Here is a 21,953-nt window from a genome sequence, read left to right as displayed (position 1 = left end):
TAGTGACACCCCGGACGCTACTACACGTGTAGTCAGACGGGTAGCGTGGGGCCATGTCCGCTCGCACCGCCGCCTCCGCAACGCCCACCCCCGCACCGACGGCCGCCGCCTCGCGCGCCGCCGCCTCCGCGCGCTCCGATCTGGTCGCCGACGCCGCCCTCGCCCTGCTCGCCGAGCGTGGGATGCGCGGCCTGACTCACCGGGCGGTCGACGAGACGGCAGGACTCCCCCAGGGCTCCACCTCGAACCTGGCGCGCACCCGGCAGGCCCTGCTGGAGCTCGCGGTGCGGCGCCTGGCCGACCGCGAGGCGAAGGTGCTGGCCCTGCACGAGATGCCCGACCCGAGGTCCGGGCCGGAGTCCGTGGCCGAGGCGCTGGCGCTCGCGGCCCACCGCGCGCTGACGGACCACAAGGCGCTCACCGTGGCCCGTTACGAACTGGCCCTGGAGGCCACCCGCCGCCCCGAGCTGCGCACGTTCTTCGACGCCACCGGCGCCCGCTTCCGGGACCGGCTGACCGCCCTGGTCACCGCGATGGGCTCGACGGACCCGGACCGGCACGCGCTGTCGCTGATCGCCTGGGCGGACGGGCTGATGTTCAGCTGCGTGGCCGGCTCGTTCGGCGCCCGCGTCCCGAGCCCGGAGGAGGTGCGGGCGGGGGTGCGGGAGCTGCTGACCGGCATGCTCGGGGCCTGAAAACCACGTGTGCGTGCCGGGCGCTTCGGCCAGGATGCGTGCATGACGAACGAACGGCAGCTGCCCGGCACCACCGCCGACGAACGCACCATGCTGGAGGGCTGGCTGGACTTCCACCGGCAGACCCTCGCCTGGAAGTGCGAGGGACTGAGCGACGAGCAGCTCCGGTCCGCCTCCGTGGAACCCTCGAACCTGTCCCTGCTGGGCCTGGTGCGGCACATGGCCGACGTGGAGCGCAGCTGGTTCCGCCGCGTGCTGGCGAACGAGGACGCGCCGCCGCTCTTCTTCAGCGCGGAGGACCCGGACGGCGAGTTCCACCTCACCGAGGCGGACACCTGGGAGCGGACCCGCGCCGTCTGGCAGGCCGAGATCGAGGCGGCCCGGGCCCGCACGGCCCGGTTCGGCCTGGACGACATCACCGAGGGCGAGCACCGGCGCACCGGAGAGCGGTACAACCTGCGGTGGCTGTACACCCACATGATCGAGGAGTACGCGCGGCACAACGGCCACGCCGACCTGATCCGCGAACGCATCGACGGCGCGACCGGCGACTGACCCCACGCCGGCCGCCCGCAGCGGCCGGCTGCCGTCACCTCGCCCGCACGGACGATCGGCGCCGGGCCCCTCGCCCTCACGAGCCTCCGCCGGCGGCGTGAGATCACTCGTGCGGGGCAACCCGCGCCGGTCCGGCTCCGCACCTGCGGCCGCAGGCACCAGAGTGGGCGGGTGCACCGAACCACGACCGCAGCGGCGCTCCTGGTGACCGTGGCCGTCGCAGCCCTCACCGGCTGCACGACGGTCCGGCAGCCGCCCGCCCCCGGGCCTTCGGCCCCACCCCCGCCCCCACCCCCGCCCCCGGCGCCGCGGCAGGAGGAGCGCTCGCAGAGCCCGGTCGTCCAGGCGCCGGCCCGTGAGGTCCTGCAGCTCATCGAGGAGTCCCCCGAGCCGGAGCCCGCCGCGGCGCCGGACCGCCGGAACGCACCCCCCGCGGCGGCCGCCGCCGACACCGCAGGCCCGCCCCGCGGCGCCCGCGCACCGCACCCCCGCCCGGAACGGCCCGGGCCGGCCGCGCGCGACCCCCGGCGTCCGCGCACCGGGACGCCCCCGGACGCGGGGCCGTCCCGGCGGGAGGTCAGCGAGCAGAAGCCCGGCGGCACGGACGTGTGCGCGCTGGGCCGGCGCTACGGCGGCTGGCGCCCGGACAGCCCCGAGGCGAGGATCTGCCAGGACACCTACGGGGGTTGAGGCCCGCTGGGGCCTGGCGTTCGGATCATGGCGCAGGGCATCGGCAGCACCTGGCCCCGCGTCCGCGTCATGATCCGGATGACAGACCCTAGGTCGTGTCCGCAAAGTCCCTCCTGCCCTCCGGGCGGACGGAGGGACTTTGCGGACACGACCTAGGGCCGCTGCCTCGGCGGGGTCCAGACGCTCGTGCCGCCCTCGCCCAGCCGCCGCTCCAGGCGGGCGATGGCCGCCCACACCCCGTCGCCGTAGCTGTCGTCGGCGAGGGCGGCGGCCGTTTCCCTGGCGCGTGCCAGGTGGCTGCGGGCGGCGTCGTACCGGCCGAGCCCGAGGTAGTCGTCGGCGAGGTTCAGGTGCAGGGACGGATGGAAGGCGCGCACCGCGAGGCCGTCCTCCCGGGAGGACGGCCCTTCCATGATCTCCTGCGCGGCCGACAACGCGCGCAGGTCCCAGGCGAGTTCGTCCGCCGGGTCGTCCTGCGTGTCCGCCAGGTAGTGGGCGAGCGTGCACCGGTGCAGCGGGTCGCCGTGGGCGCCGAGCTCCGCCCACAGGTCGAGGAACCGGCGCCGCGCCTCCTCCCGGTCGCCCGCGTGGTGCAGCATGACGACCTGCCCGATCCGGGTCAGCACGGCGTCCGGCACCGTCTGCCCCTGTCGTTCCGCCACGACGCCCTCCGCGCACTCGCCGGCTGTTCCCGCCGACGCTAACCGCAGCCCGGCGCGATCCGGCTCAGGCGGCTCCGTGGAGACGGGGGCTTCCACGAGCGGCCCCCGTGCGCGCGGGAGGCTCAGCCGAGGTCGGGGATCGTCCAGTCGATCGGCTGGTGCCCCTGGGCCGCGACGGCCTCGTTGATCTGCGTGAAGGGGCGCGAGCCGAAGAACTTCTTCGCCGACAGGGGCGAGGGGTGCGCGCCCTTGACGACCACGTGCCGGGACTCGTCGATCAGGGGCAGCTTCTTCTGCGCGTAGTTGCCCCACAGGACGAACACCGCCGGGTCGGGGCGGTCGGCCACCGCGCGGATCACCGCGTCCGTGAACCGCTCCCAGCCCCGGCCCTTGTGCGAGTTGGCCTCGCCGGCGCGGACCGTGAGCACCGCGTTGAGCAGCAGCACGCCCTGCCGCGCCCACGGCATCAGGTAGCCGTTGTCCGGGATCGGGGTGCCCAGCTCCTGGTGCATCTCCTTGTAGATGTTGCGCAGGGAGGGCGGGATCCGCACCCCGGGCCGGACCGAGAAGCACAGCCCGTGGCCCTGGCCCTCGCCGTGGTAGGGGTCCTGGCCGAGGACGAGGACCTTGACCTGCTCGTAGGGCGTGGCGTCCAGCGCCGCGAAGACCTCCTCGCGGGGCGGGTAGACGGGACCCTTCGCCCGCTCCTCCTCGACGAACTCCGTCAGCTCCTTGAAGTAGGGCTGCTGCAGTTCGTCGCCCAGAACCCCGCGCCAGGACTCGGGCAGCATGGCGATGTCGGTCACGTCAACGTCCTATCGGTCTGCGGTCACTTGCCGGTTGAAGAACCTACCGGCGACCACTGACAACGCACCCCGCGGGAGTGGACGCCGGCCGGCTCACCAGGCGGTCTTGCGGTGCAGCTCCCACATCATCATGATCGTCGACGGGTCCAGGGCCCGCTCCGCGCCCGAGACGTCCCGGCTGACCGCCACGTACTGCCGGCCCTGCCACAGCGGCAGCAGCCGTGCGTCGTCGACGAGGATCTGCTGGGCCTCCTCGAACTCCTTCACCACGTTCGCGCGGTCGCTCTCCCGGCGCGAGCGGGGCAGCAGGTCGCCGGTGATCTCGGGCGCCGCGTAGGGCGTGCCGAGGGCGTTCTGCTCGCCGACGAACGGCGCGATGAAGTTCTCGGCGTCCGGGAAGTCGGGGAACCAGCCGCGGCCGAACACCGGGTACTCGCCCTTCTGGTAGCCCTCCACGTAGGTCTTCCAGGGACGGCTCTTGAGGCTGATCGTGAACAGGCCGGAGGCTTCGAGCTGGCGCTCCAGCTCCTTGAACTCGGCGGCGGTCTCGGAGCCGTAGCGGTCGCTGGTGTACCAGAAGGTGAGCGGGACGCGCTGGTTGATGCCCGCCCCGTCGAGGATCTTGCGGGCCTTGGCGACGTCGGGGTCGCCGTAGTCGTCGAAGAAGCCCGTGGTGTGGCCGGTGAGGCCCTTGGGGACCATGGAGTACAGCGGGTCGACGGTGTCCTTGTAGACCTTGTGGGCGATCGCCGCCCGGTCGACGACCTGTGCGATGGCCTGGCGCACGGCCTTCTTCTCGGCCCAGGGGTCCTTCGGGTTGAACACCAGGTAGTTGATGTCCGTGCCGCTGCCCTCGACGAGCTGGATCTCCTCCTCCTTGGCGCTCTGCAGGTCGACGACGTCACCGGCGGCCAGACCGCGGTAGGTCACGTCGATCTGCTGGTCGCGCAGGGCCTTGACCATGGTGCCGGAGTCCTGGAAGTAGCGGACGGTCACGGCGTTGTTGCGGCGCTCGGCGAAGCCCTTGTAGGAGTCGTTGCGGGCGAGGACGGCCTCCTTGCCCTCGTCGTAGGAGTCCAGGACGTACGGCCCGGACCCGACGACGCCGTCGTCCTCGCGCAGGCTGTTCTTCGGGTAGGCCGCCGGCGGGACGATCGACATGGCCGGGGTGGCGAGCACGAACGGGAAGGTCGCGTCGGGCTTGTTGAGGTGGAAGACCACCTCGCGGTCGCCGGTCGCCTGCACCCGTTCGAGGCTGCCGAGCAGACCGGCCGGACCGCCGTTGACGTTGATCCTGCGGATGCGGTCGAAGGAGTGCTTGACCGCCTGGGCGTCGAGCGCGTCCCCGTTGGAGAACTTCAGGCCCTCGCGCAGTTCGCAGCGGTAGACCTGGTTCGAGGAGTCGCTGAACCCGCACTGCTCGGCGGCGTCCGGCTGGGGCTCGCTCGACCCCGTGGGGTAGCTCAGCAGCGTCTGGTAGATGTTGCGGAACAGCTCCCAGGAACTGTCCCAGGACGCGGCAGGGTCGAGCGTGCTGGGCGAGCTGGTGGTGCCCACGACGATGGGTCCTTCGTCCTCCGGGGCGTCCGACGACAACACCCCGCACCCGGTGACCAGGGACGATATGGACGCGATGGCCGCCACCCGCCGCAGGCATCGGTTCCGCTTGAACACGCGCACGCTCCTCGATCTGCCATACCAAGGGTCGGCAGACCATACCGCAGTGCCGCGCCTGCTGACCCTCCCCGGAACACGGCTTCTTGATCGATAAACATATGACGACGTTGTCAGTCCGTTTTGCGGCTCTTTCTCGGCCACTTCCCGCCCCCCGCACAGGGGTACGGGCGCCCCTTCGGTGAAGGGACGCCCGTTCCGGACCGCGGGTGGGCCCGGTCAGCCGGTGCCGGCGTTGAGGAAGATGCCGCCGTCCACGACGAGCGTCTGGCCGGTGACCCAGTCGGACTGCTCGGAGGTGAGGAACGCGGCGGCGCCGCCGATGTCGGAAGGCACGCCGAGGCGCCCGAGGGGGTAGGCCGATGCGGCCTCCTCCTCGCGTCCCTCGTACAGGGCCTGGGCGAACTTGGTCTTCACGACGGCGGGGGCGATCGCGTTCACCCGCACCTTGGGCGCGAACTCGTGGGCGAGCTGCACCGTCAGGTTGATCATCGCGGCCTTGCTGACGCCGTAGGCACCGATGAACGGCGAGGGCGACAGGCCCGCCACGGAGGCGATGTTGACGATCGCGCCGCCGTTGTCCTTCTGCCAGGCGTGCCAGGTCCGCTGGGCGAAGCCGAGGGCGGAGACGACGTTGGTCTCGAACACCTTGCGGGCGACGTTCAGGTCGAGGTCGGCGATCGGGCCGAACACCGGGTTGGTCCCGGCGTTGTTGACGAGGAAGTCGACCCGGCCGAAGGCCTCCATCGTGCGTTCGACGGCGACGGCCTGGTGGGCCTCGTCGTGCGCCTTGCCGGCGACGTAGATCGCGCGGTCGGAGCCGAGCTGCTCGACGGCCTCTTTGAGGGCGTCCTCGTTGCGTCCCGTGATGCAGACGCGGTCGCCGCGGGCGACCAGGGCCTCGGCGACGCCGTAGCCGATACCGCGGCTGGCGCCCGTGACGAGGGCGACCTTGCCGGAGAGTTCCGTGGAAGTCATGGTTCTTCGTCCCTTAGTCGAGCGGTCCGCCGGCCACGTACAGCACCTGGCCGGAGACGAAGCCGGCGGCCTCGCCCGTGAAGAAGGCGATGGCGTTGGCGATGTCCTCCGGCTCGCCCACGCGGGCCACCGGGATCTGGGTGGCGGCGGCGGCCTTGAAGTCCTCGAAGCCCATGCCGACCCGGTCGGCGGTGGCCTTGGTCATCTCGGTGGCGATGAAGCCGGGGGCGACGGCGTTGGCGGTGACGCCGAACTTGCCGAGCTCCTTGGCGAGGGTCTTGGTGAAGCCCTGCAGACCGGCCTTGGCCGCCGAGTAGTTCACCTGGCCGCGGTTGCCCAGCGCGGAGGACGACGACAGGTTGACGATCCGGCCGAAGCCCGCGTCCACCATGTGCTTCTGGCAGGCCTTGGACATCAGGAAGGCACCGCGCAGGTGCACGTTCATGACGGTGTCCCAGTCGGAGACGCTCATCTTGAACAGCAGGTTGTCGCGCAGCACGCCCGCGTTGTTGACCAGGATCGTCGGCGCGCCGAGCTCCTCGGTGATCCGGGCGACGGCCGCCTCGACCTGGGCCTCGTCGGAGACGTCGCAGCCGACCGCGACGGCCTTGCCCCCGGCGGCGGTGATCTTCTCGACGGTGTCCTTGCAGGCGGCCTCGTCGAGGTCGAGCACGGCGACCGCGCGCCCCTCGGCGGCCAGTCGTACGGCGGTGGCGGCACCGATCCCGCGCGCTGCACCGGTGACGACGGCGACCCGCTGCTCAGTGGTGGACATGACTGGTTTCTCCTCAGGTGAGCGACCGCTTAGTACCTTCAGTGGTGGTGACGCTAGAAGCCCTGGCACGCGGTGTCAACGGCCGGACCGGCCATGTGATCCATCCCCCGTGGCCGGCCGGTCGGCGGCGTCCGGGCAAACACCCGATCGGCCCAAGGCCACGAGCCGCCGCACCCGCCCGCCCCTAGCGTCGAAGGGTCCGTCCCCGGCCCGAAAGGAGACGCCCCATGCGCCGTCGCACCGGTGCTCTCGGCACGCTGCTGGCGATCGCCGCGCTCGCGTCACCCGCCGTCCCCGCGCACGCCCGGACCGACCGGGACTGCCGGGACTTCGTCTTCCAGGAGGACGCGCAGGCCGTCCTCGACGCGGACCGCAGCGACCCCGACCGGCTCGACGAGGACCAGGGCCCCGACGACGGCACGGCGTGCGAAGACCTTCCGCGCCGGGGCGGGACGGGCATCATCGACCCCGTCACCCCGGCGCCGGTCAGCTCCAGGCCGGCCACCCCGGCACCGGTCACCTCCCGGCCCGTCACCCCGGCGCCGGTCACTTCGCGGCCGTCCACCCCGTCGCCGGCGACGTCCGGGCCGGTGACTCCCACCCCCGGCACCACGCCGTCCCAGGGCGTGCGCGGCGGGCTGGGGGGCTCCGCAACCGCCGGACCGACCGGCGGGGAGATCGGTGTCGGCCTGGCCTTCGCCGGCGGCGCCGCGTTCGCGGCCGGGTACGTCCTGCGGCGCCGGCGGGCCTGACCCGGGCCCCGTCGCGCCGTCACCTCACCAGCAGGTCCAGCAGCCGCGCGAGTTCCGCCGCCGGGTCCCGGGTGAGGCCCGTGTGCACCGGGCCCGGCTGGACGATCGTCGAGCGGGGGGCGACGAGCCAGCGGAAGCGCCGGCCGGGGTCGTCGGCCGCCGCCTGGCCGGCCGCGGCGCCCCCGGCGCAGACGCCCTCGACGGCCCCGAGGGCCGCGCGGACGCCGACGACGTCGACCTCGGGGTCGAGGGCCAGCAGGCGGGCCTCGTCTAGGTGCACTGCCGCGCCGACGTAGGCCGCGGCGCGGCAGTACAGGAGCACGCCGGCGTTGATGCACTCGCCGCGCTCGACCCGCGGGACCACGCGCAGCAGGGCGTACTCGTAGACCTGGCGGTCGCGGGGGCCGCCCCTGATGATGTGGCGGTCGTTCACGTGAGCCCCTGGATGCGGTCGTGGATGACGGCGGCCCGGGCGAGCAGCGGCCGCGCGTAGGCACGGCGCAGCTCGTCCGGCGTGCCGAAGCCGGGCTCGTCGGCGAGCCAGGCGTCGGGGATCTGCGCGGTGACGTCGGCGAGCAGTTCCTCCGTCACCTGCGGCGCCAACGCGGCCGCGGCGGCGGCCACATCGGGCGCGAACGGTGCGAGCGCGTGGTCGGAGGCGTCGTACGGGCGGGCCGCGGAGGCTTCCACGCCGGGCCAGTTGTGGTGCCAGATCATGGTCGCCCCGTGGTCGACGAGCCACAGTTCGCCGTGCCACATCAGCAGGTTGGGATTGCGCCAGGACCGGTCGACGTTGTTGACGAGCGCGTCGAACCAGACGATCCGCCCGGCCTCGCGCGGGTCCACGCGGAAGGCGAGCGGGTCGAAGCCGAGCGCGCCGGAGAGGAAGTCCATGCCGAGGTTGGTGCCGCCGCTGGACCGCAGCAGGCTCTGCACCTCCTGGTCGGGTTCCCCGAGCCCCAGGTCCGCGTCGAGTTCGACGGTGACCAGGCGGGGGATCCTGAGCCCGAGCCGCCGGGCGAGCTCCCCGCAGACGACCTCGGCGACGAGCGTCTTGCGCCCCTGTCCCGCGCCGGTGAACTTCAGCACGTAGCGGCCGAGGTCGTCGGCCTCGACCAGGCCCGGCAGCGAACCGCCCTCGCGCAGGGGCGCGATGAACCGGGTCGCGATCACTTCCTTGAGCATCGCCCCAGGTTACTGACGTGCCGGCGGGCGGCGTCGACGGCCTGGCGCTGCCCGGCCGGAACCCGACAGCGAACCGACAGCTCCCCTTTACCCGGGTCCTCACGCCGGCGGGTGAGGATTTCGAGGGTCCCCGAACGTTGTCTGAACAGCCGGTCCCCGAGGGCCGTACCTCTGCGCAGATCACGAATCCCCGGAAGGAACGTCAGCATGACCAGCGAATCAGTTCAGCCGGTGCCGGGCCCGAACCGCCGTGCCGTCGTGGCGGCGGTCGGCGCGGCGGGGCTCGCCGCGGCGCTGACGGCGTGCGGCTCGGACGACAAGGCGTCCGGCTCGTCGACCGAGCAGGGCGGGGCGGGCGGCGGCGCGACGACCGAGGGCGGAGCGTCGGCCGGGGCGGGAGGCGGTGCGGCGCTCGCGAAGACCGCCGACATCCCCGAGGGCAGCGGCAAGATCTTCAAGGACGAGAAGGTCGTGGTGTCCCAGCCGACCGCGGGCGACTACAAGGCGTTCTCGACCATCTGCACCCACCAGAACTGCCCGATGGTGGACCTCAAGGGCGACACCATCTCCTGCACCTGCCACGGCAGTCAGTTCTCCGTCCTGGACGGCAGCGTGAAGAAGGGCCCGGCGGTCAAGCCGCTGGAGGCCAAGCAGGTCACCGTGGACGGCGACTCGATCACGCTGGCCTGAGCCCGCCGGGCCGCCCCGGCGACACCGGCGGACCTCGTCGCGGGGGTGCCCGTTCAACGGCACCCGCGCGGCGGTCCGCCGCGCCGCCCGGCGCGGCGCGTGGGCGCCCCTTGCGCACCGGCGGGCGGGAACCCATCCTTCTCCGACGTGATGCCAGAGGACCGCCTCTGGCACGACGTGGGAGAAGAGGGGGAGCATGACCGCCACACAGCAGCGCCGGGGCCGGAAGATCATGATGACGCCTGGCGAGCTGGACGCGTTCCTCACCGCGCAGCGCACCTGCCGGGTCGCCACGGTGTCGGCGGACGGCGCTCCGCACGTGAGCACGCTGTGGTTCGCCTGGGACGGCACCTCGATCTGGCTGTACTCGGTGGTGCGCAGCAAGCGGTGGGCGGACCTCGGCCGCGATCCGCGGGTGGCGATCGTGGTCGACACCGGCGAGGAGTACGACGAACTGCGCGGTGCGGAGCTGTCGGGCACGGTCGACGTCGTGGGCGAGGTCCCGCGCACGGGTGAGCTGTGCGCCGAACTCGACGTCCCCGAGACCCTGTTCGCTCGGAAGAACTTCGGGCTGGAGGAGATGCCGCACGACGGCCGGCACGCCTGGCTGCGGCTGACCCCGGCCAAGATCGTGTCCTGGGACTTCCGCAAGCTCGGCGCGCAGTAGTCGTGTCCCGGAACGTCCGCGCGCTCGGCGCGCCCCGGCGCCGGGACGGTCAGCCGACCGCCTCCCCCGCCGCGCGCAGCGCCGACACCGCCGCGCGGATCGACGGGCGGCGGTCGGCGTCCGCGCGCCAGACCACGTAGACGTGCCGCCGAACGCGCTGCTTGAGGGGGACGGTCGCGACCCCGTCGGGCACCGGGCGGCGGCCCAGCAGGGGCGCGATGCACACGCCGAGGCCCGCGGCGACCAGGGCGAGCTGGGTGTGGTGCTCGGCGGCGCGGTGGCCGACGATCGGCTCGACGCCCTTGGAGCGGAGCGTGAACATCAGCCACTCGTGGCAGAACTCGCCCTCGCCCCAGGTGATCCACTCGTCGTCGGCGAACTCGGCGAGGTCCACCTCCTCGCGTCCGGAGAGCGGGTGGCCCGCCGGCATGGCGACCTCGGCCGGGTCGTCCAGGATCGAGGCCTTGACCAGTCCGTCCGGCAGCGCCATCGGCTTGTTGTACCAGTCGAGCACCACGGCGAGGTCGAGGTCGCCGCGCACCACCCCCGCGATGCCCTGTTCCGGTTCCAGCTCGCGCGAGCGCAGCCGCAGCGCGGGGTGGCGCGCGCGCAGCGCCGACAGCGCGTGCGGGAACAGGCCGCGCGCGGCGGTGGGGAAGGCGGCCAGCCGCAGCTCGCCCACGACCTGCCCGCGCTGCGCCTCCAGGTCGGACTGGGCCAGTTCGACCTGGGACAGGATGCGCGCGGCGTGCTCGGCGAGCAGCCGGCCGGCGTCGGTGAGCCGCACGCCCCGGCCGTTCTTGGCGAGCAGTTGCTGGCCGACCTCCCGCTCCAGCTTGGACATCTGCTGCGACACGGCGGACGTCGTGATGTGCAGCCCCTCGGCGGCGCCGCTGACCGAGCCGTGACGGGCGAGGGCGTCGAGGGTCCGCAGGCGCTCCAGGTTCAACATGTAAGCGATGCTACGCAATATCGCGTGCGAATTCTCGCTTGTGCTACGAGGATGTCCTGCCGCATGGTGACGGTCATGACCACCGTGACCAGCACCGGCCGGGTCGCCGCGACCCCGGCCCCCCGGCCCGCCCGGCCCCGCCTCGACTGGCGCCTGCGCTTCGCCGCCCTGTCGTTGATCTGGGGCTTCAGCTTCCTGCTCATCAAGGTGGGCACCGGCGGCTTCGCCCCGTTCCAGGTGACGTTCGGGCGGCTGGTGTTCGGTACGGCGGTGCTGGCCGCGGCGATGGCGGTGCGGCGTGAGCGGCTGCCGCGCGGGGTGCGCACCTGGGGGCATCTGGCGGTCGCCGCGTTCCTGCTGAACGCCCTGCCGTTCTCCTTGTTCGCGTACGCCGAGCTGACCATCCCCTCGACCCTGGCGGGCATCTGCAACGCGACCTCGCCGTTGTGGGGCATGGTCCTGTCGCTGGTCGCCCTGTCGGAGGACCGCCCGACCCGGGTCCGGGTGGCGGGGCTCGGCCTCGGCTTCCTGGGCGTGCTCACCGTGCTGGGTGCCTGGCAGGGCTTCCACGGGCTGGACGCCACCGGCACGGCACTGGCCCTGCTGGGCTCGCTGAGCTACCCGGTGGGCTGGATCTACGTCCGCCGCACCCTGGCGGGCACCGGCCGTTCGCACCTGTCGATGACCGGCGCCCAGCTGCTCCTGGCCACGGTGCAACTGGCGGTCGTGACCCCGCTGTTCACGACCCTGCCCGACGGCCTGCCCGTCGTGCCGCTGCTGGCCGTCGCCGCCCTGGGCGCGCTGGGGACCGGTCTGGCCGTCCTGCTGCAGTACGGCCTGGTGGCCGAGGTCGGCCCGACGACGGCGCAGATGGTCACGTACTTCATCCCGGTCATCGCCACGGCCGCCGGCGTCGCCGTCCTGGGCGAGTCGCTGAGCTGGTCGACACCGGTGGGTGCGGTGATCGTGCTGGTGGGGGCGGCGCTGACCCAGGTGCGTCCCAAGCCCCGACCTCAGACGTAGCCGCGCGCCCGGGCGGGACCGAGCGCGGAGGCGATGGCGTCGGCCAGAGCCTGCGTGTCGTCCTCGGTGAGCGCCGAGACGGTGACGCGGATCCCGGGCGGAGCGGTCAGCCGGAAACGGGCTCCGGGGGACACGGCCCAGCCGGCGTGCAGCAGCCGGGCGACGGCCCCCGTCTCGTCCGGTACGGGCACCCACACGTTCATGCCGCTGCGGCCGTGCGCCGCGACACCGCGCCGCGCCAGCGCCTCGATCAGCGCACCGCGCCGCCGCCCGTACGCCGCCGCCACCGCGGCCGTGTCCACGGCCCCGTCGGCCCACAGCCGTACCAGGGCCCGCTGCAGCAGCAGGCTCACCCAGCCCGGCCCGAGCCGCTGCCGGCCGCGGACCCGGTCCAGGGTCACGCTGTCACCGGTCAGCAGGGCGAGGCGCAGATCGGGGCCGTAGGCCTTGGCGGCCGAGCGGACGAACGCCCAGTGCCGGGTGGCACCGGCCAGGGGGTGCAGGGGCAGGTCGACGATGCCGTGGCCGTGGTCGTCCTCGATCAGGAGCACGTCCGGGTGCTCGCGCAGGACCGCCCGCAGGGCACGCGCGCGTGCGGCGCTCACCGCGGCGCCGGTCGGGTTCTGCGCCCGGTCCGTGACGATCAGGGCGCGCGCGCCGTCGGCGAGGGCCCGGCGCACGTCCTGCGGGCGCGGGCCGTCGTCGTCGACGCCCACGGGGGCGGTCCGCAGGCCGAGGGCCGGGACGAGGTCGAGGATGCGGCCCCAGCCGGGGTCCTCGACGGCGACCGTGTCACCCGGCTTGAGGTGGGCCGCCAGCACCCGCTCCACCCCGTCGAGCGCACCGGAGACCACGGCGAGCGGCCCGTCCGGCACCCCGTCGGTGTCGAGTCCCGCGCGCCCGGCATGGGCCAGCCGGGGGTCCACCAGGTCGTCCCCGTACAGCACGGGCTCCCGGTCGCCTTCGGCGGCCGCCGCCGCGACGGCCCCGGCGAGCGGCGGCAGCAGCGCCGGATCCGGGTTGCCGCCGGCCACGTCCCGCACCCCCTCGGGAACCTCGACCCGGATGTGGTCGCGGCCGGTCGTGGCCGGTGCCGGGCGCACCCGGCTGCCGCGCCGGCCCGCGGTCTCGATGACCCCGCGTTCGCGCAGGGTCCGGTACGCGGCCGCGACCGTGTTGGGGTTCACCCCGAGCTGCTGCGCCAACTCCCGCATGGGTGGGAGGAGTTCACCCGGGTTGAGCTTGCCCTCGCCCACCGCCCGCTCGATGCTCGCGGAAATGTCCGCTGCGCGGCGTCCACTGATCCGATACTCTCCTAGCACAAAGCCAAGTATGCACTAGTGCAATGGAGAGCGCCATGCAGGGGCCCACGCAGACGCCGCGACCCGACACCGCCTACACCCCGACGGACCGCACGGTCCCCACCCGCTCCGCCGAGCGGGCCTCCTACGACAGGGAGCTGGTGCACGCGATACTCGACGAGGCCTACGTCTGCCACCTGGGATTCGTCCGCGACGGTGCGCCGGTCGTCCTGCCGACGCTGTACGCCCGGGTCGGCGAGCGGCTCTACGTGCACGGCTCCACGGGATCGCGGCCGCTGCGGGCGGCCGGGCGGACGGAACCGGGCCTGCCGGTGTGCGTGACGGTCACCCACGTCGACGGCCTGGTCCTGGCGCGTTCGGCCTTCCACCACTCGATCAACTACCGCTCGGTGGTGGTGCACGGCGTCGCGCACGACGTGACGGACCCGCAGGAGAAGCGCGAGGCGCTGGACGCCCTGGTCGACCACGTGGTCGCCGGCCGCTCCGCCGACTCCCGCCCGGCGAACAGGAAGGAGCTGGCCGCCACGGCGGTGATCCGCCTGGACCTCGACGAGGTCTCCGCCAAGCTGCGCACGGGCGGGGTGAACGACGAGCCGGAGGACCTGGCCCTCCCCCACTGGGCCGGCGTCGTGCCGGTCCGCCGCACCTACGGCACACCGGTCCCCGACCCGGACCTCGCCCCCGGCACCGCGCTGCCCGGCTACCTCGGGGCCCTGTGATGCTGATCCACCCCTGGGACGCGCCCCGTGACGACTCCGAGTGGCAGCGCTGGCTGGCCGCGCACGACTTCGGGCAGCTCGCCGTCAACGGCCCCGACGGCGAGCCCCCGTACGTGCAGCCCCTGCACTTCGCCTACGACTCCGGGCGCCGCGAGGTCGTCACCCATTTCGCCCGGCCGAACCCGCTCTGGCCGGCCCTCGAGGCCCGCCCCGACGTCCTGCTGAGCGTGGTCGACGACTACGCGTACGTCCCCGGGCCCTGGCAGGCCGCCCCGGACGTCCCGTCCGAGCACGGCGTTCCCACGAGCCTCTACGCGGCCGTCCAGCTCCGGTGCCGCGCCCATGTCGTGGACGACCCGGCGGAGAAGGCCGCACTGCTCAACCGCCAGGTCGACCACTTCCAGCCCCGGGGCGTCTCGGCCCGGGCGGCGGCCGGCGAGGAACCGTACGGCCGGATGCTGGCCGGCATCCGGGCGCTGCGGCTGGAGGTGACGGACGTGCGGGCGAAGTTCAAGTACGCGGGCCGCAAGCAGGCCGAGGTGCGGGAACGGATCGCCGCGGGCCTCGCGTCCCGCGGCGGCCCGGGCGACGCCCGGGCGCGGGAGCACCTCCTGCGCAGGCAGGGGACCTGAGCCCCGGAGCGGGCGCCCCGGGGCTCCCGGTGGCTCACCCGAGCGGCACGGGCTCCTCGGCCGGGCGGGCGGCGCGCGCCTCCGCGACCGCCAGGCCGGTGACCGATCCGAGCATCAGCAGGGTCCCGGCCACCGTCGGCGCGGTGAGGTGCTCCCCGAGCAGCAGGACGGCCAGCGCCGCGGCGCTCACGGGCTCCAGCAGCATGATCACCGAGACGGTGGCGGACCGTACGACTGCCGCGCCCGCGAAGTACAGGCCGTAGGCGAGGGCCGTCGGCACGACGGCGACGTACGCCAGCAGGAGCAGCAGCCGGCCCGGCGCCCCGGTGTGCGGCACCAGCCCTTCCATCAGGGCGAAGGGCAGCAGGCACAGGCTCGTGACGGCGAACGCCCCGACGGTCGTCCGGGAGGAGTCGGCACTCCCGTCGCGGCCCCACCGGCGGGTGAGCAGGGTCATCGCGCTGTACCCGGCCGCCGACAGCAGCGCCAGCAGCACGCCCCAGGGGCGTACGGTCGTGCCGCCGCCGCCCAGGACGAGCACCCCGAGGCCCGTGAGGGCGCCCGCCACGGCGGCGGTGCCGCCGCGGCCGAGCCGTTCGGCGAGGGTCACGCGTGCCCCGAGGGCGATGAGGACGGGCCCGGCACCGAGGGTGACCACGGTGGCCACGGCCAGGCCGGTGGCGGAGACGGCGGCGAAGTAGGCCGTCTGGAAGACGGCGAGCCCGAGCCCGGTGACGCCGGCCCGCGCGATCCTCCGGCCGAGCGGTTCGCGGACGGGCGCCGCTCCGGTGCGGGGCCGCAGCGCCCGGACCGCGAGCAGCACGGCGAGTCCGGCGGCGCAGCGCCAGAAGGAGAGGGCGACGGGCCCCATGTCACTGGCCCGGTAGACCAGGGAGGCCGCCGCGCCCGCGGTGCCCCAGGCGGCACCGGCGACGATCAGGTAGAGGAGGCCTCGCCCCACGGGCAGGCCGGTAGCGGTGTTCGACACGTGTTCTCTCCGCAGCGCGCACGGCACGCCGTCACACGGGAGGGCGGCGGTGCGCGGAAGTTCGGAAGGGACCCCGGTGTGACCAGCGGGGTCAGCGGACTTCGTCTGCGGGCAGCACCGTTCGCGCGGCGGCGAGAAGCGCCGGGCGCGGTGGCCGGAGGGCCCGCCTCAGGCGGCCGGAGGCGGGAGAACGAGTGCGTCGGACGGCATGATCGCCACCTTAGGCGCTGCTCCCGCGCCGGGACAATTCCCTTTCCGGGCCGCCGCTCGCCACCGGCTGCTCCGCCCCCTTCGCGGGCGTGGAGGACTGCGCGATGAACGCGCCCACCAGCACGATCACGCCACCGGCGATCTGGGGCGGCGACAGGTGCTCGCCCAGCAGCACCCAAGCCAGCACGGTGGCGATGACCGCCTCCAGGCAGGCCACCACCCCGGCGACCTGCGGCGAGAGCCGCCGTACGGAGACCACGCCGGTGACGTAGGCGACCACCGTGGCGATCAGGACGATCCACCCCAGCAGCAGGAGCGCGGCGACGGGTGTGCCGTCCATGCGCGCGGTGCCCGTGAGCACCGACCAGTCCATGGTCCAGGGCCGGGCGACCACGGTGAGGACGGCCGCGCCGACCAGCAGCCCGTAGGCGATGACGCCGAGCGGGTCGGGCGCCTCGTCGCCGGCGTCGCTGCCCTGGTCGGACAGGACGAAGTAGCCGACCTGGCAGCAGGCGGCACCGAGGGCGAGCAGCAGGCCCAGGGCGTCGAAACCGAGGCCCGACCACACTTCGACGACGCAGGCGAGTCCGCCGACCGCGAGCACGACCCCGACCGCGGCGGCGCGGGTGACGGGCCGCCGCTGCACGAAGCGCACCCAGCCCAGCACGAGCGCGGGCGCCAGGTACTCGACGAGCAGCGCGACCCCGACGGGGATCCGGGACAGCGCCGCGAAGTAGCAGGCCTGCACGCCGGCCACGGCCAGCAGCCCGAACCCGGCGAGCAGCCCGGGGCGCCGGCGCAGCAGCGCCCGGTGCCGCACGGCGAGCGGCAGCATCACCAGGGCCGCCCCGGCGACCCGCAGCCACACCACGTGGAGCGGGTCCAGGCCCGCCTCGATCAGCGGCTTGGCCGCGACACCGGATCCGCCGAAGGCCACCGCGGACCCGAGCGCGAGGCCGAGCCCCACTCCCCTGCCGCGCCCGCTCGCGCTGCTGTCAGTCGTACGCACCGGCACATGATGACAGGCCCTGACAGGACCGTCACCCCCTATGACACCTGTCTCACAGCGTGGACGGCCGGCACGCCGGCCCGCTCAGCGACCGGTCTCGCACTCCCCCGGGGCGCCCGGCCGGTCGGCGATCAGCGGGCGGACCTCGCGCGGGTCGATCCCGGCCCGCCGGACCACCTCGACCGCGCGTGCCCGCGGATCGGCCAGGATCGCGGCGAGCAGGTCCGTGCCCCGGACCCCTTCACCCCGCGCGGCGGCGCGTTCCAGGGCGTCGTCCATGGACGCGGAGGCGAGCGGCGAGAAGCCCGCCGCCCCCGGCACCGCGGGAACGGCGCCCGAGTCCTCGACCCGGCCCTGCCAGCGCAGCCCGTAGCCGATGCTGCGCTGGACGAGATAGCCGAGCAGCCGCGCGATCCGCGGCCCCTCACTGAAGGCGGCCCGCACGTTGGGGTCGGATTCCAGCAGGGAGTGCAGCAGATGGGCCGTGTCGACCTGCCGGTCCCCGTCCCGGACCGCTCGGCGGCGGGCGCCTGCGACGACCGGCGCCAGGGCGTCATCCAGCCTGGCATCGTTGTCGGCCCGCTGAGGGCCGGGCTCCTGGGACGCCTGCCTGGGGATTCGGGGGTGCACCACTCCACCCCATCAGCCCCGCCCGCCCGGGTCATCCTCGGCGGGAACCATCTGCGCGTCCCACGGGAAGGGGACCGGCCGGCCGAAATCTCCTCCTCGGGGAGGACATCAGGCGGACACCCCTCACCTCCCGGAAGGACGCGGCCGCCTCGCTGCCGAGAGCAAGAGCGGGAGCGGCCCGGCCGGTGCCGGCCCGCCGGCGCACATACGAAGGCGCCCCCGGACCGCTCCGGGGGCGCCTGCCGTCGGCCGGCCCGGACCCGCGCCGGCCGCCGGCCCGGCCTCAGTCCTCGTCGGCGAGGATCAGGTACAGCTTCTTGCGCGCGTCGTTGATGACGCCGAGCGCCTTCTCCCGCTGTTCCTTGCTGCCGGTCTTCCAGACCTGCCCGAACGCCTCCATCAGACCGAACCCGGCCTGGCGGATCTCGCCGAGGGCTTCCCAGTCGACCCCGCGGGAGGCTTCCTCCCAGGGCGCCTCGGGCCCCTCGGCGGCGGCCTCCCGGCCGGCCTCGGTGAGCGAGAACAGCTTCTTGCCGCCCTCGGACTCACTGATGATCAGACCCTCGTCCTCCAGCAGCTGAAGGGTGGGGTAGACCGAGCCGGGACTGGGCTTCCACGCCCCGCCGCTGCGCTCGGCGATCTCCTGGATCATCTCGTAGCCGTGCATCGGCCGGTCCTTCAGCAGGGCCAGGATCGAGGCCCGCACGTCTCCGCGCCGCGCCCTCCCGCGGGGCCCGCCGCGTCCGCGTCCGCCCCAGGGGCCGGGACCGAAGCCCGGGCCGCCGGGCCCGCCCCAGCCGGGGCCTCCCGGGCCGAAGGGACCGAAGGCCGCGCGCAGCCCTTCGAAACCGCCCCGGCCGTGCCGCGGTCCACCGTGTCCGTGCTCGAAACCATGGGTGTGCATCGCCACCACTCCATTCCATCGTTGATCTGTCGCGATGTCTCAACGATATATCGGAACATGTCGAGCGACAAGGCCCTGGCTCAGCGGCGCGCACGGGTCCGCGATCCGCACGAGCGGTCCGCGCGTCGCGCATTGGCCTTGGCCCGCAGTCCCGGCGAGGCCCTAGCGTCGGGGCATGCGGATCCGAATCGTCGACGCCTTCACCGATCGCCCCTTCTCCGGGAACCCCGCCGGAGTGCTCCTGCTGCACGACGCCGACGCCTTCCCGGACGACACCTGGCTGCGGAACGTCGCACTGGAGGTCAACCACGCCGAGACGGCGTTCGCCCACCCGCTCCCGCCGGGCGGGGAAGCGGACTGGGCCCTGCGCTGGTTCACCCCGGCCACCGAGGTGGCCCTGTGCGGGCACGCCACCCTGGCCACGGCCCACGTCCTGCGCACCACCGGCGCCCACGTGGGCCCGGTCCGCTTCGCCACCCGCAGCGGCGTCCTCGTCGCCACGCCCGCCCCGGACGGCTCCGTGACGCTGGACTTCCCGACCGCGCCCCTCACCCCCACCGACCCGCCCGCCGGCCTCGCCGCCGCCCTGGGCACCGAACCGCTCACGGTCCTCGACACCGGCCCGAACGTCGGCGACCTGCTGGTCGAGGTCGCCGACGAGAAGACGGTCCACGGCCTCAGCCCCGACCGGCCGGCCCTCGCCGCCCGCTCCGAGCGCGGCGTCATCGCCACGGCACGCGCCGAGGACCCGTCCCGGGGCTACGACTTCGTCTCGCGCTGCTTCTTCCCGAACGTCGGCATCGACGAGGACCCGGTGACGGGAAGCGCCCACACCGCGCTGGCCCCGTTCTGGTCCGCGCGGCTCGGCCGCCCCGCCCTCACGGGCCTGCAGGCCTCGCCCCGCTCAGGGCGCGTCCGGACGGAACTGCGCGGTGACCGCACCCTGCTCACCGGCAGCTCGGTCACGGTCGTCGACGGCGAGCTGCTGGGCTGAGACAGCGCGGGGGCGTACGGCCGTGCCGTAGGCCCCTGCCCCGCCCGCCGGTCACGCCGTCGGCAGCCAGCCCACCTTGCCCGCCAGCAGCCCGTACCCGACGAACGCCCCGATGTCGAGCAGCGAGTGGGCCACCACCAGAGGCCCGACCCGGCCCCAGCGGCGGTACAGGTGGACGAAGAGGACGCCCATGACCATGTTCCCGACGAAGCCGCCGATGCCCTGGTACAGGTGGTACGAACCGCGCAGCACCGAACTGCCCACCAGCGCGGCCGTGGGCGTCCAGCCCAGCTGGCCCAGGCGGCGCAGCAGGTAACCGACGACGATCACTTCCTCCAGCACGGCGTTCTGGATCGCCGAGAGGATCAGGACCGGGTACTTCCACCACACGTCGGGCAGCGCCTCGGGGACGACGGTGAGGTTGAAGCCGAAGCCGCGGGCCGCCAGGTAGAAGGCGATGCCGGTGCTGCCGACGACCGCGGCGATCGCCGCCCCGCGCCCGAGGTCGGGCCACGGGCGGGTGCGGTCGAACCCGAGGGTGCGCAGGCTCGCGCCCTCGCGCAGCAGGAAGTGCGCGACGAGCGCGACGGGCACCAGCGCCGTGGTGATCCCGAACAGCTGCCAGGCCAGGTCGAGCCAGGGACGGCCGGGCGCGGCCGAGGCGTTCATGGTGGCCGCCTGGTCCTTGAGCCCTCCCGGCCTGGTGACCGACCCGACGAAACTGATCAGCGCGGAGACCGCGCTCGCGCCGAGCGACAGCGCGAGGACGAGCAGTGTCTCGCTGCGCAGCATCCGCCGCGAGAGTCCCTGCCGGGGTAGGGAATCGCCCACCGGGCTCGCCTCCGCCTGCACACCCGCCTCCACTTCACCGACCTGTCGGATCAGTATGGCGGCTGCGGGGTGCGGCGCGGCGGTCGCCCTCAGCCCAGCGACACGGGTGCGGGCAGCCCCACGGGCCAGCTGTGCACCGGGTCGCCCTTGTACATCAGCTCGCGGTAGCGACGGGTGGTGGCGGCCAGGGCCTCCTCCCGGCCGAGGCCCGCGTCCAGGGCGTGGTGGAAGGTCGCGGCCTGCCAGGTCGCGCCGTTCGCCCGGCGCCGGCAGCGCTCCTCGATCACGCCCAGGTACAGGTCGCGGTCGGCCGGTTCGACGCCCCAGGCGTCCAGGCCCGCCTCGGCGAGCGGGAGCAGTTCGTCGCGGATCAGGCTCACCGCGTCGACCTGCGTGGTGCCGCCGTGACGGCCGCGCCGGGGCCAGGTGAAGCGGGCGTCGATGCCGTCCTTGCAGGCGGCGTCGAAGTTGGCGGCGGCCGCCTCGAACGTCAGCCGGGTCCACACCGGCCGGCTCTCCTCGGCGAGGGCCCGGACGACGCCGTAGTAGAACGCCGCGTTGGCGACGATGTCCACGACGGTCGGCCCGGCGGGCAGCACGCGGTTCTCCACCCGCAGATGCGGCACGCCGTCGGCGACCTCGTACACGGGGCGGTTCCAGCGGTAGATCGTGCCGTTGTGCAGCACGAGTTCGGCGAGCGAGGGGGCGCCGCCCCGGTCGAGCACCTCCAGCGGGTCCTCGTCGTCGCAGATCGGCAGCAGCGCCGGGTAGTAGCGCAGGTTCTCCTCGAAGAGGTCGTACGCGGAGGAGATCCAGCGCTCGCCGAACCAGGTGCGCGGGCGGACGCCCTGGGCCTGGAGCTCGGGCGGGCGGGTGTCGGTGGACTGGGTGAACAGCGGGGGCCGCGACTCGCGCCACAGCTCCCGGCCGAACAGGAAGGGCGAGTTGGCGCCGACGGCGATCTGCGCGGCGGCGACCGCCTGGGCCGCGTTCCACACGTCGGCGAACCGGGCCGGGGTCACCTGCAGGTGCAGCTGCACGGAGGTGCAGGCGGCCTCGGGCGCGATCGACTTGGAGGTGCACCGCAGATGCTCCACGCCCTCGATGTCGAGGGTGAACTCCTCGCCGCGGGCGGCCACGATCTGGTCGTTGAGGAGGGTGTAGCGATCGACGTCGGAGAGGTTCGACGAGACCAGGTCGTCACGGTCGAGCGTCGGCAGAATGCCGATCATCACGATCCCCGCGTCGACCTCGGCCGCTTTCCGGTCCGCATATGCCAGTGACGTACGGAGTTCCTCCGCGAGCCGGTCGAATACCCGGCCGTCGATACGGTGCGGAGGGATGTTGACTTCCAGGTTGAACATGGCGAGCTCGGTTTGGAAGTCACGGCTCGCGATGCGTTCGAGGACTTGCTTGTTCAACATTTTCGGCATGCCGTCGGCACCCGCCAGATTCAGTTCGATCTCCAGCCCCATGAGGTTCTTGGGACGGTCGAACCGCTTCTCCGCCAGGAGTCGCTCCAGGCTGGTCAGACACTGACGCAGCTTGTCGCGGTAGCGCTGGCGATCGGACAGGTCGAACCGGCCTGCCACGACCTTCTCCCCCATTGA

General features: G+C 73.7%; 25 protein-coding genes. 10 read left to right on the top strand and 15 right to left on the bottom strand.

From position 1 onward, the window contains the following. Positions 1-53: 53 nt before the first annotated feature. The 3 genes from ACFYWG_RS05715 to ACFYWG_RS05705 all read left to right on the top strand — a co-directional run bounded on the left by ACFYWG_RS05715 (position 54) and on the right by ACFYWG_RS05705 (position 1,940). Positions 54-695 carry a TetR/AcrR family transcriptional regulator gene (locus tag ACFYWG_RS05715; protein WP_383501159.1) on the top strand — a complete coding sequence of 214 codons (642 nt, stop codon included), beginning with the start codon at positions 54-56 and terminating at the stop codon, positions 693-695. A gap of 42 nt (positions 696-737) precedes the next feature. Beyond that, positions 738-1,250, top strand: a complete 513-nt coding sequence (locus tag ACFYWG_RS05710; protein ID WP_389199533.1) for a DinB family protein — start codon at positions 738-740, stop codon at positions 1,248-1,250. Positions 1,251-1,421: 171 nt separating this feature from the next. Continuing rightward, a complete protein-coding gene (locus ACFYWG_RS05705; protein WP_389199531.1) occupies positions 1,422-1,940 on the top strand; it encodes a hypothetical protein in 519 nt (172 codons plus the stop codon). Positions 1,941-2,092: 152 nt separating this feature from the next. Here the strand turns inward: ACFYWG_RS05705 and ACFYWG_RS05700 are convergent, their stop codons facing one another. The 5 genes from ACFYWG_RS05700 to fabG all read right to left on the bottom strand — a co-directional run bounded on the left by ACFYWG_RS05700 (position 2,093) and on the right by fabG (position 6,835). Next, complete coding sequence (locus tag ACFYWG_RS05700; RefSeq protein ID WP_376333793.1) at positions 2,093-2,602, bottom strand: hypothetical protein; 510 nt, start codon at positions 2,600-2,602, stop codon at positions 2,093-2,095. Between the two features lie 122 nt (positions 2,603-2,724). Continuing rightward, the gene (gene ung / locus ACFYWG_RS05695) at positions 2,725-3,408 is read right to left on the bottom strand and encodes a uracil-DNA glycosylase (protein ID WP_376333795.1); all 684 of its coding nucleotides are present in this window, start codon (positions 3,406-3,408) and stop codon (positions 2,725-2,727) included. A 93-nt stretch (positions 3,409-3,501) separates the two neighbouring features. Beyond that, positions 3,502-5,082 carry an ABC transporter substrate-binding protein gene (locus tag ACFYWG_RS05690; protein ID WP_376333797.1) on the bottom strand — a complete coding sequence of 527 codons (1,581 nt, stop codon included), beginning with the start codon at positions 5,080-5,082 and terminating at the stop codon, positions 3,502-3,504. Between the two features lie 219 nt (positions 5,083-5,301). Next, entirely contained in the window at positions 5,302-6,060 is a 759-nt protein-coding gene (locus ACFYWG_RS05685; RefSeq protein WP_376333799.1) for an SDR family oxidoreductase, read from the bottom strand. 13 nt (positions 6,061-6,073) lie between these two features. Then, a complete protein-coding gene (fabG, locus tag ACFYWG_RS05680; RefSeq protein ID WP_311682250.1) occupies positions 6,074-6,835 on the bottom strand; it encodes a 3-oxoacyl-ACP reductase FabG in 762 nt (253 codons plus the stop codon). Between the two features lie 227 nt (positions 6,836-7,062). Here fabG and ACFYWG_RS05675 point away from each other — a divergent pair, with 227 nt between their 5' ends. Next, positions 7,063-7,587 carry an excalibur calcium-binding protein gene (locus ACFYWG_RS05675; RefSeq protein ID WP_389199527.1) on the top strand — a complete coding sequence of 175 codons (525 nt, stop codon included), beginning with the start codon at positions 7,063-7,065 and terminating at the stop codon, positions 7,585-7,587. Positions 7,588-7,606: 19 nt separating this feature from the next. Here ACFYWG_RS05675 and ACFYWG_RS05670 read toward each other — a convergent pair whose 3' ends face one another. Then, positions 7,607-8,020 (bottom strand): DUF3037 domain-containing protein, encoded by a 414-nt coding sequence (locus ACFYWG_RS05670; RefSeq protein WP_383501145.1) that lies wholly within the window; start codon positions 8,018-8,020, stop codon positions 7,607-7,609. Next, positions 8,017-8,772: a HipA family kinase gene (locus ACFYWG_RS05665; protein ID WP_383501142.1), complete on the bottom strand. Its 756-nt coding sequence runs from the start codon at positions 8,770-8,772 to the stop codon at positions 8,017-8,019. The genes ACFYWG_RS05670 and ACFYWG_RS05665 overlap by 4 nt, the downstream gene beginning before the upstream one ends. A gap of 207 nt (positions 8,773-8,979) precedes the next feature. Between ACFYWG_RS05665 and ACFYWG_RS05660 the strand changes: the two genes are divergently transcribed. Both ACFYWG_RS05660 and ACFYWG_RS05655 read left to right on the top strand, forming a co-directional pair. Further along, complete coding sequence (locus tag ACFYWG_RS05660; RefSeq protein WP_389199524.1) at positions 8,980-9,462, top strand: Rieske (2Fe-2S) protein; 483 nt, start codon at positions 8,980-8,982, stop codon at positions 9,460-9,462. A gap of 196 nt (positions 9,463-9,658) precedes the next feature. Then, positions 9,659-10,129 carry a pyridoxamine 5'-phosphate oxidase family protein gene (locus ACFYWG_RS05655; RefSeq protein ID WP_376333809.1) on the top strand — a complete coding sequence of 157 codons (471 nt, stop codon included), beginning with the start codon at positions 9,659-9,661 and terminating at the stop codon, positions 10,127-10,129. A gap of 49 nt (positions 10,130-10,178) precedes the next feature. On the opposite strand, the gene ACFYWG_RS05650 is transcribed toward ACFYWG_RS05655, so the two are convergent. Then, on the bottom strand, positions 10,179-11,081 hold the full coding sequence (locus ACFYWG_RS05650; protein WP_376333811.1) for a LysR family transcriptional regulator: 903 nt from the start codon (positions 11,079-11,081) through the stop codon (positions 10,179-10,181). Between the two features lie 75 nt (positions 11,082-11,156). On the opposite strand from ACFYWG_RS05650, the gene ACFYWG_RS05645 reads away from it, so the two are divergent. Continuing rightward, the gene (locus tag ACFYWG_RS05645; protein ID WP_389199521.1) at positions 11,157-12,104 is read left to right on the top strand and encodes a DMT family transporter; all 948 of its coding nucleotides are present in this window, start codon (positions 11,157-11,159) and stop codon (positions 12,102-12,104) included. On the opposite strand, the gene ACFYWG_RS05640 is transcribed toward ACFYWG_RS05645, so the two are convergent. Beyond that, positions 12,095-13,426, bottom strand: a complete 1,332-nt coding sequence (locus tag ACFYWG_RS05640) for an aminotransferase class I/II-fold pyridoxal phosphate-dependent enzyme (RefSeq protein WP_389199519.1) — start codon at positions 13,424-13,426, stop codon at positions 12,095-12,097. The two genes, ACFYWG_RS05645 and ACFYWG_RS05640, sit on opposite strands and share 10 nt — an antisense overlap. A 35-nt stretch (positions 13,427-13,461) precedes the next feature. On the opposite strand from ACFYWG_RS05640, the gene ACFYWG_RS05635 reads away from it, so the two are divergent. Next, a complete protein-coding gene (locus ACFYWG_RS05635) occupies positions 13,462-14,145 on the top strand; it encodes a pyridoxamine 5'-phosphate oxidase family protein (protein ID WP_389199517.1) in 684 nt (227 codons plus the stop codon). Then, positions 14,145-14,777, top strand: coding sequence for an FMN-binding negative transcriptional regulator (locus ACFYWG_RS05630; RefSeq protein WP_385421586.1), 633 nt, complete (start codon positions 14,145-14,147; stop codon positions 14,775-14,777). The genes ACFYWG_RS05635 and ACFYWG_RS05630 overlap by 1 nt, the downstream gene beginning before the upstream one ends. 34 nt (positions 14,778-14,811) lie before the next feature. Here ACFYWG_RS05630 and ACFYWG_RS05625 read toward each other — a convergent pair whose 3' ends face one another. The 4 genes from ACFYWG_RS05625 to ACFYWG_RS05610 all read right to left on the bottom strand — a co-directional run bounded on the left by ACFYWG_RS05625 (position 14,812) and on the right by ACFYWG_RS05610 (position 18,518). Further along, on the bottom strand, positions 14,812-15,765 hold the full coding sequence (locus tag ACFYWG_RS05625) for a DMT family transporter (protein WP_389199515.1): 954 nt from the start codon (positions 15,763-15,765) through the stop codon (positions 14,812-14,814). Positions 15,766-15,985: 220 nt separating this feature from the next. Continuing rightward, positions 15,986-16,990 carry a DMT family transporter gene (locus ACFYWG_RS05620; RefSeq protein ID WP_376333821.1) on the bottom strand — a complete coding sequence of 335 codons (1,005 nt, stop codon included), beginning with the start codon at positions 16,988-16,990 and terminating at the stop codon, positions 15,986-15,988. Positions 16,991-17,068: 78 nt separating this feature from the next. Beyond that, positions 17,069-17,614, bottom strand: coding sequence for a Clp protease N-terminal domain-containing protein (locus tag ACFYWG_RS05615; RefSeq protein WP_389199513.1), 546 nt, complete (start codon positions 17,612-17,614; stop codon positions 17,069-17,071). Between the two features lie 283 nt (positions 17,615-17,897). After that, complete coding sequence (locus ACFYWG_RS05610) at positions 17,898-18,518, bottom strand: PadR family transcriptional regulator (RefSeq protein WP_376333825.1); 621 nt, start codon at positions 18,516-18,518, stop codon at positions 17,898-17,900. A gap of 175 nt (positions 18,519-18,693) precedes the next feature. Between ACFYWG_RS05610 and ACFYWG_RS05605 the strand changes: the two genes are divergently transcribed. Next, on the top strand, positions 18,694-19,512 hold the full coding sequence (locus tag ACFYWG_RS05605; RefSeq protein WP_389199510.1) for a PhzF family phenazine biosynthesis protein: 819 nt from the start codon (positions 18,694-18,696) through the stop codon (positions 19,510-19,512). A 51-nt stretch (positions 19,513-19,563) separates the two neighbouring features. Here the strand turns inward: ACFYWG_RS05605 and ACFYWG_RS05600 are convergent, their stop codons facing one another. After that, positions 19,564-20,364, bottom strand: coding sequence for a CPBP family intramembrane glutamic endopeptidase (locus ACFYWG_RS05600; protein WP_376333829.1), 801 nt, complete (start codon positions 20,362-20,364; stop codon positions 19,564-19,566). A 68-nt stretch (positions 20,365-20,432) separates the two neighbouring features. Continuing rightward, entirely contained in the window at positions 20,433-21,950 is a 1,518-nt protein-coding gene (locus ACFYWG_RS05595; protein WP_389199508.1) for a glutamate--cysteine ligase, read from the bottom strand. Between the last annotated feature and the right edge of the window lie 3 nt (positions 21,951-21,953).

The organism is Streptomyces sp. NPDC003456 (genome assembly GCF_042878735.1).
Classification (GTDB): Bacteria; Actinomycetota; Actinomycetes; order Streptomycetales; family Streptomycetaceae; genus Streptomyces.
This window is presented reverse-complemented; position numbering and strand designations above follow the sequence as displayed.

What these genes read in the sequence shown, in the direction of transcription:
- ACFYWG_RS05715 (WP_383501159.1), top strand. Translation starts at nt 54, where the DNA reads ATGTCCGCTCGCACCGCCGCCTCCGCAACGCCCACCCCCGCACCGACG.
- ACFYWG_RS05710 (WP_389199533.1), top strand. Translation starts at nt 738, where the DNA reads ATGACGAACGAACGGCAGCTGCCCGGCACCACCGCCGACGAACGCACC.
- ACFYWG_RS05685 (WP_376333799.1), bottom strand. Translation starts at nt 6,060, where the DNA reads ATGACTTCCACGGAACTCTCCGGCAAGGTCGCCCTCGTCACGGGCGCC.
- fabG (WP_311682250.1), bottom strand. Translation starts at nt 6,835, where the DNA reads ATGTCCACCACTGAGCAGCGGGTCGCCGTCGTCACCGGTGCAGCGCGC.
- ACFYWG_RS05675 (WP_389199527.1), top strand. Translation starts at nt 7,063, where the DNA reads ATGCGCCGTCGCACCGGTGCTCTCGGCACGCTGCTGGCGATCGCCGCG.
- ACFYWG_RS05665 (WP_383501142.1), bottom strand. Translation starts at nt 8,772, where the DNA reads ATGCTCAAGGAAGTGATCGCGACCCGGTTCATCGCGCCCCTGCGCGAG.
- ACFYWG_RS05660 (WP_389199524.1), top strand. Translation starts at nt 8,980, where the DNA reads ATGACCAGCGAATCAGTTCAGCCGGTGCCGGGCCCGAACCGCCGTGCC.
- ACFYWG_RS05655 (WP_376333809.1), top strand. Translation starts at nt 9,659, where the DNA reads ATGACCGCCACACAGCAGCGCCGGGGCCGGAAGATCATGATGACGCCT.
- ACFYWG_RS05650 (WP_376333811.1), bottom strand. Translation starts at nt 11,081, where the DNA reads ATGTTGAACCTGGAGCGCCTGCGGACCCTCGACGCCCTCGCCCGTCAC.
- ACFYWG_RS05645 (WP_389199521.1), top strand. Translation starts at nt 11,157, where the DNA reads ATGACCACCGTGACCAGCACCGGCCGGGTCGCCGCGACCCCGGCCCCC.
- ACFYWG_RS05635 (WP_389199517.1), top strand. Translation starts at nt 13,462, where the DNA reads ATGCAGGGGCCCACGCAGACGCCGCGACCCGACACCGCCTACACCCCG.
- ACFYWG_RS05630 (WP_385421586.1), top strand. Translation starts at nt 14,145, where the DNA reads ATGCTGATCCACCCCTGGGACGCGCCCCGTGACGACTCCGAGTGGCAG.
- ACFYWG_RS05610 (WP_376333825.1), bottom strand. Translation starts at nt 18,518, where the DNA reads ATGCACACCCATGGTTTCGAGCACGGACACGGTGGACCGCGGCACGGC.
- ACFYWG_RS05605 (WP_389199510.1), top strand. Translation starts at nt 18,694, where the DNA reads ATGCGGATCCGAATCGTCGACGCCTTCACCGATCGCCCCTTCTCCGGG.
- ACFYWG_RS05595 (WP_389199508.1), bottom strand. Translation starts at nt 21,950, where the DNA reads ATGGGGGAGAAGGTCGTGGCAGGCCGGTTCGACCTGTCCGATCGCCAG.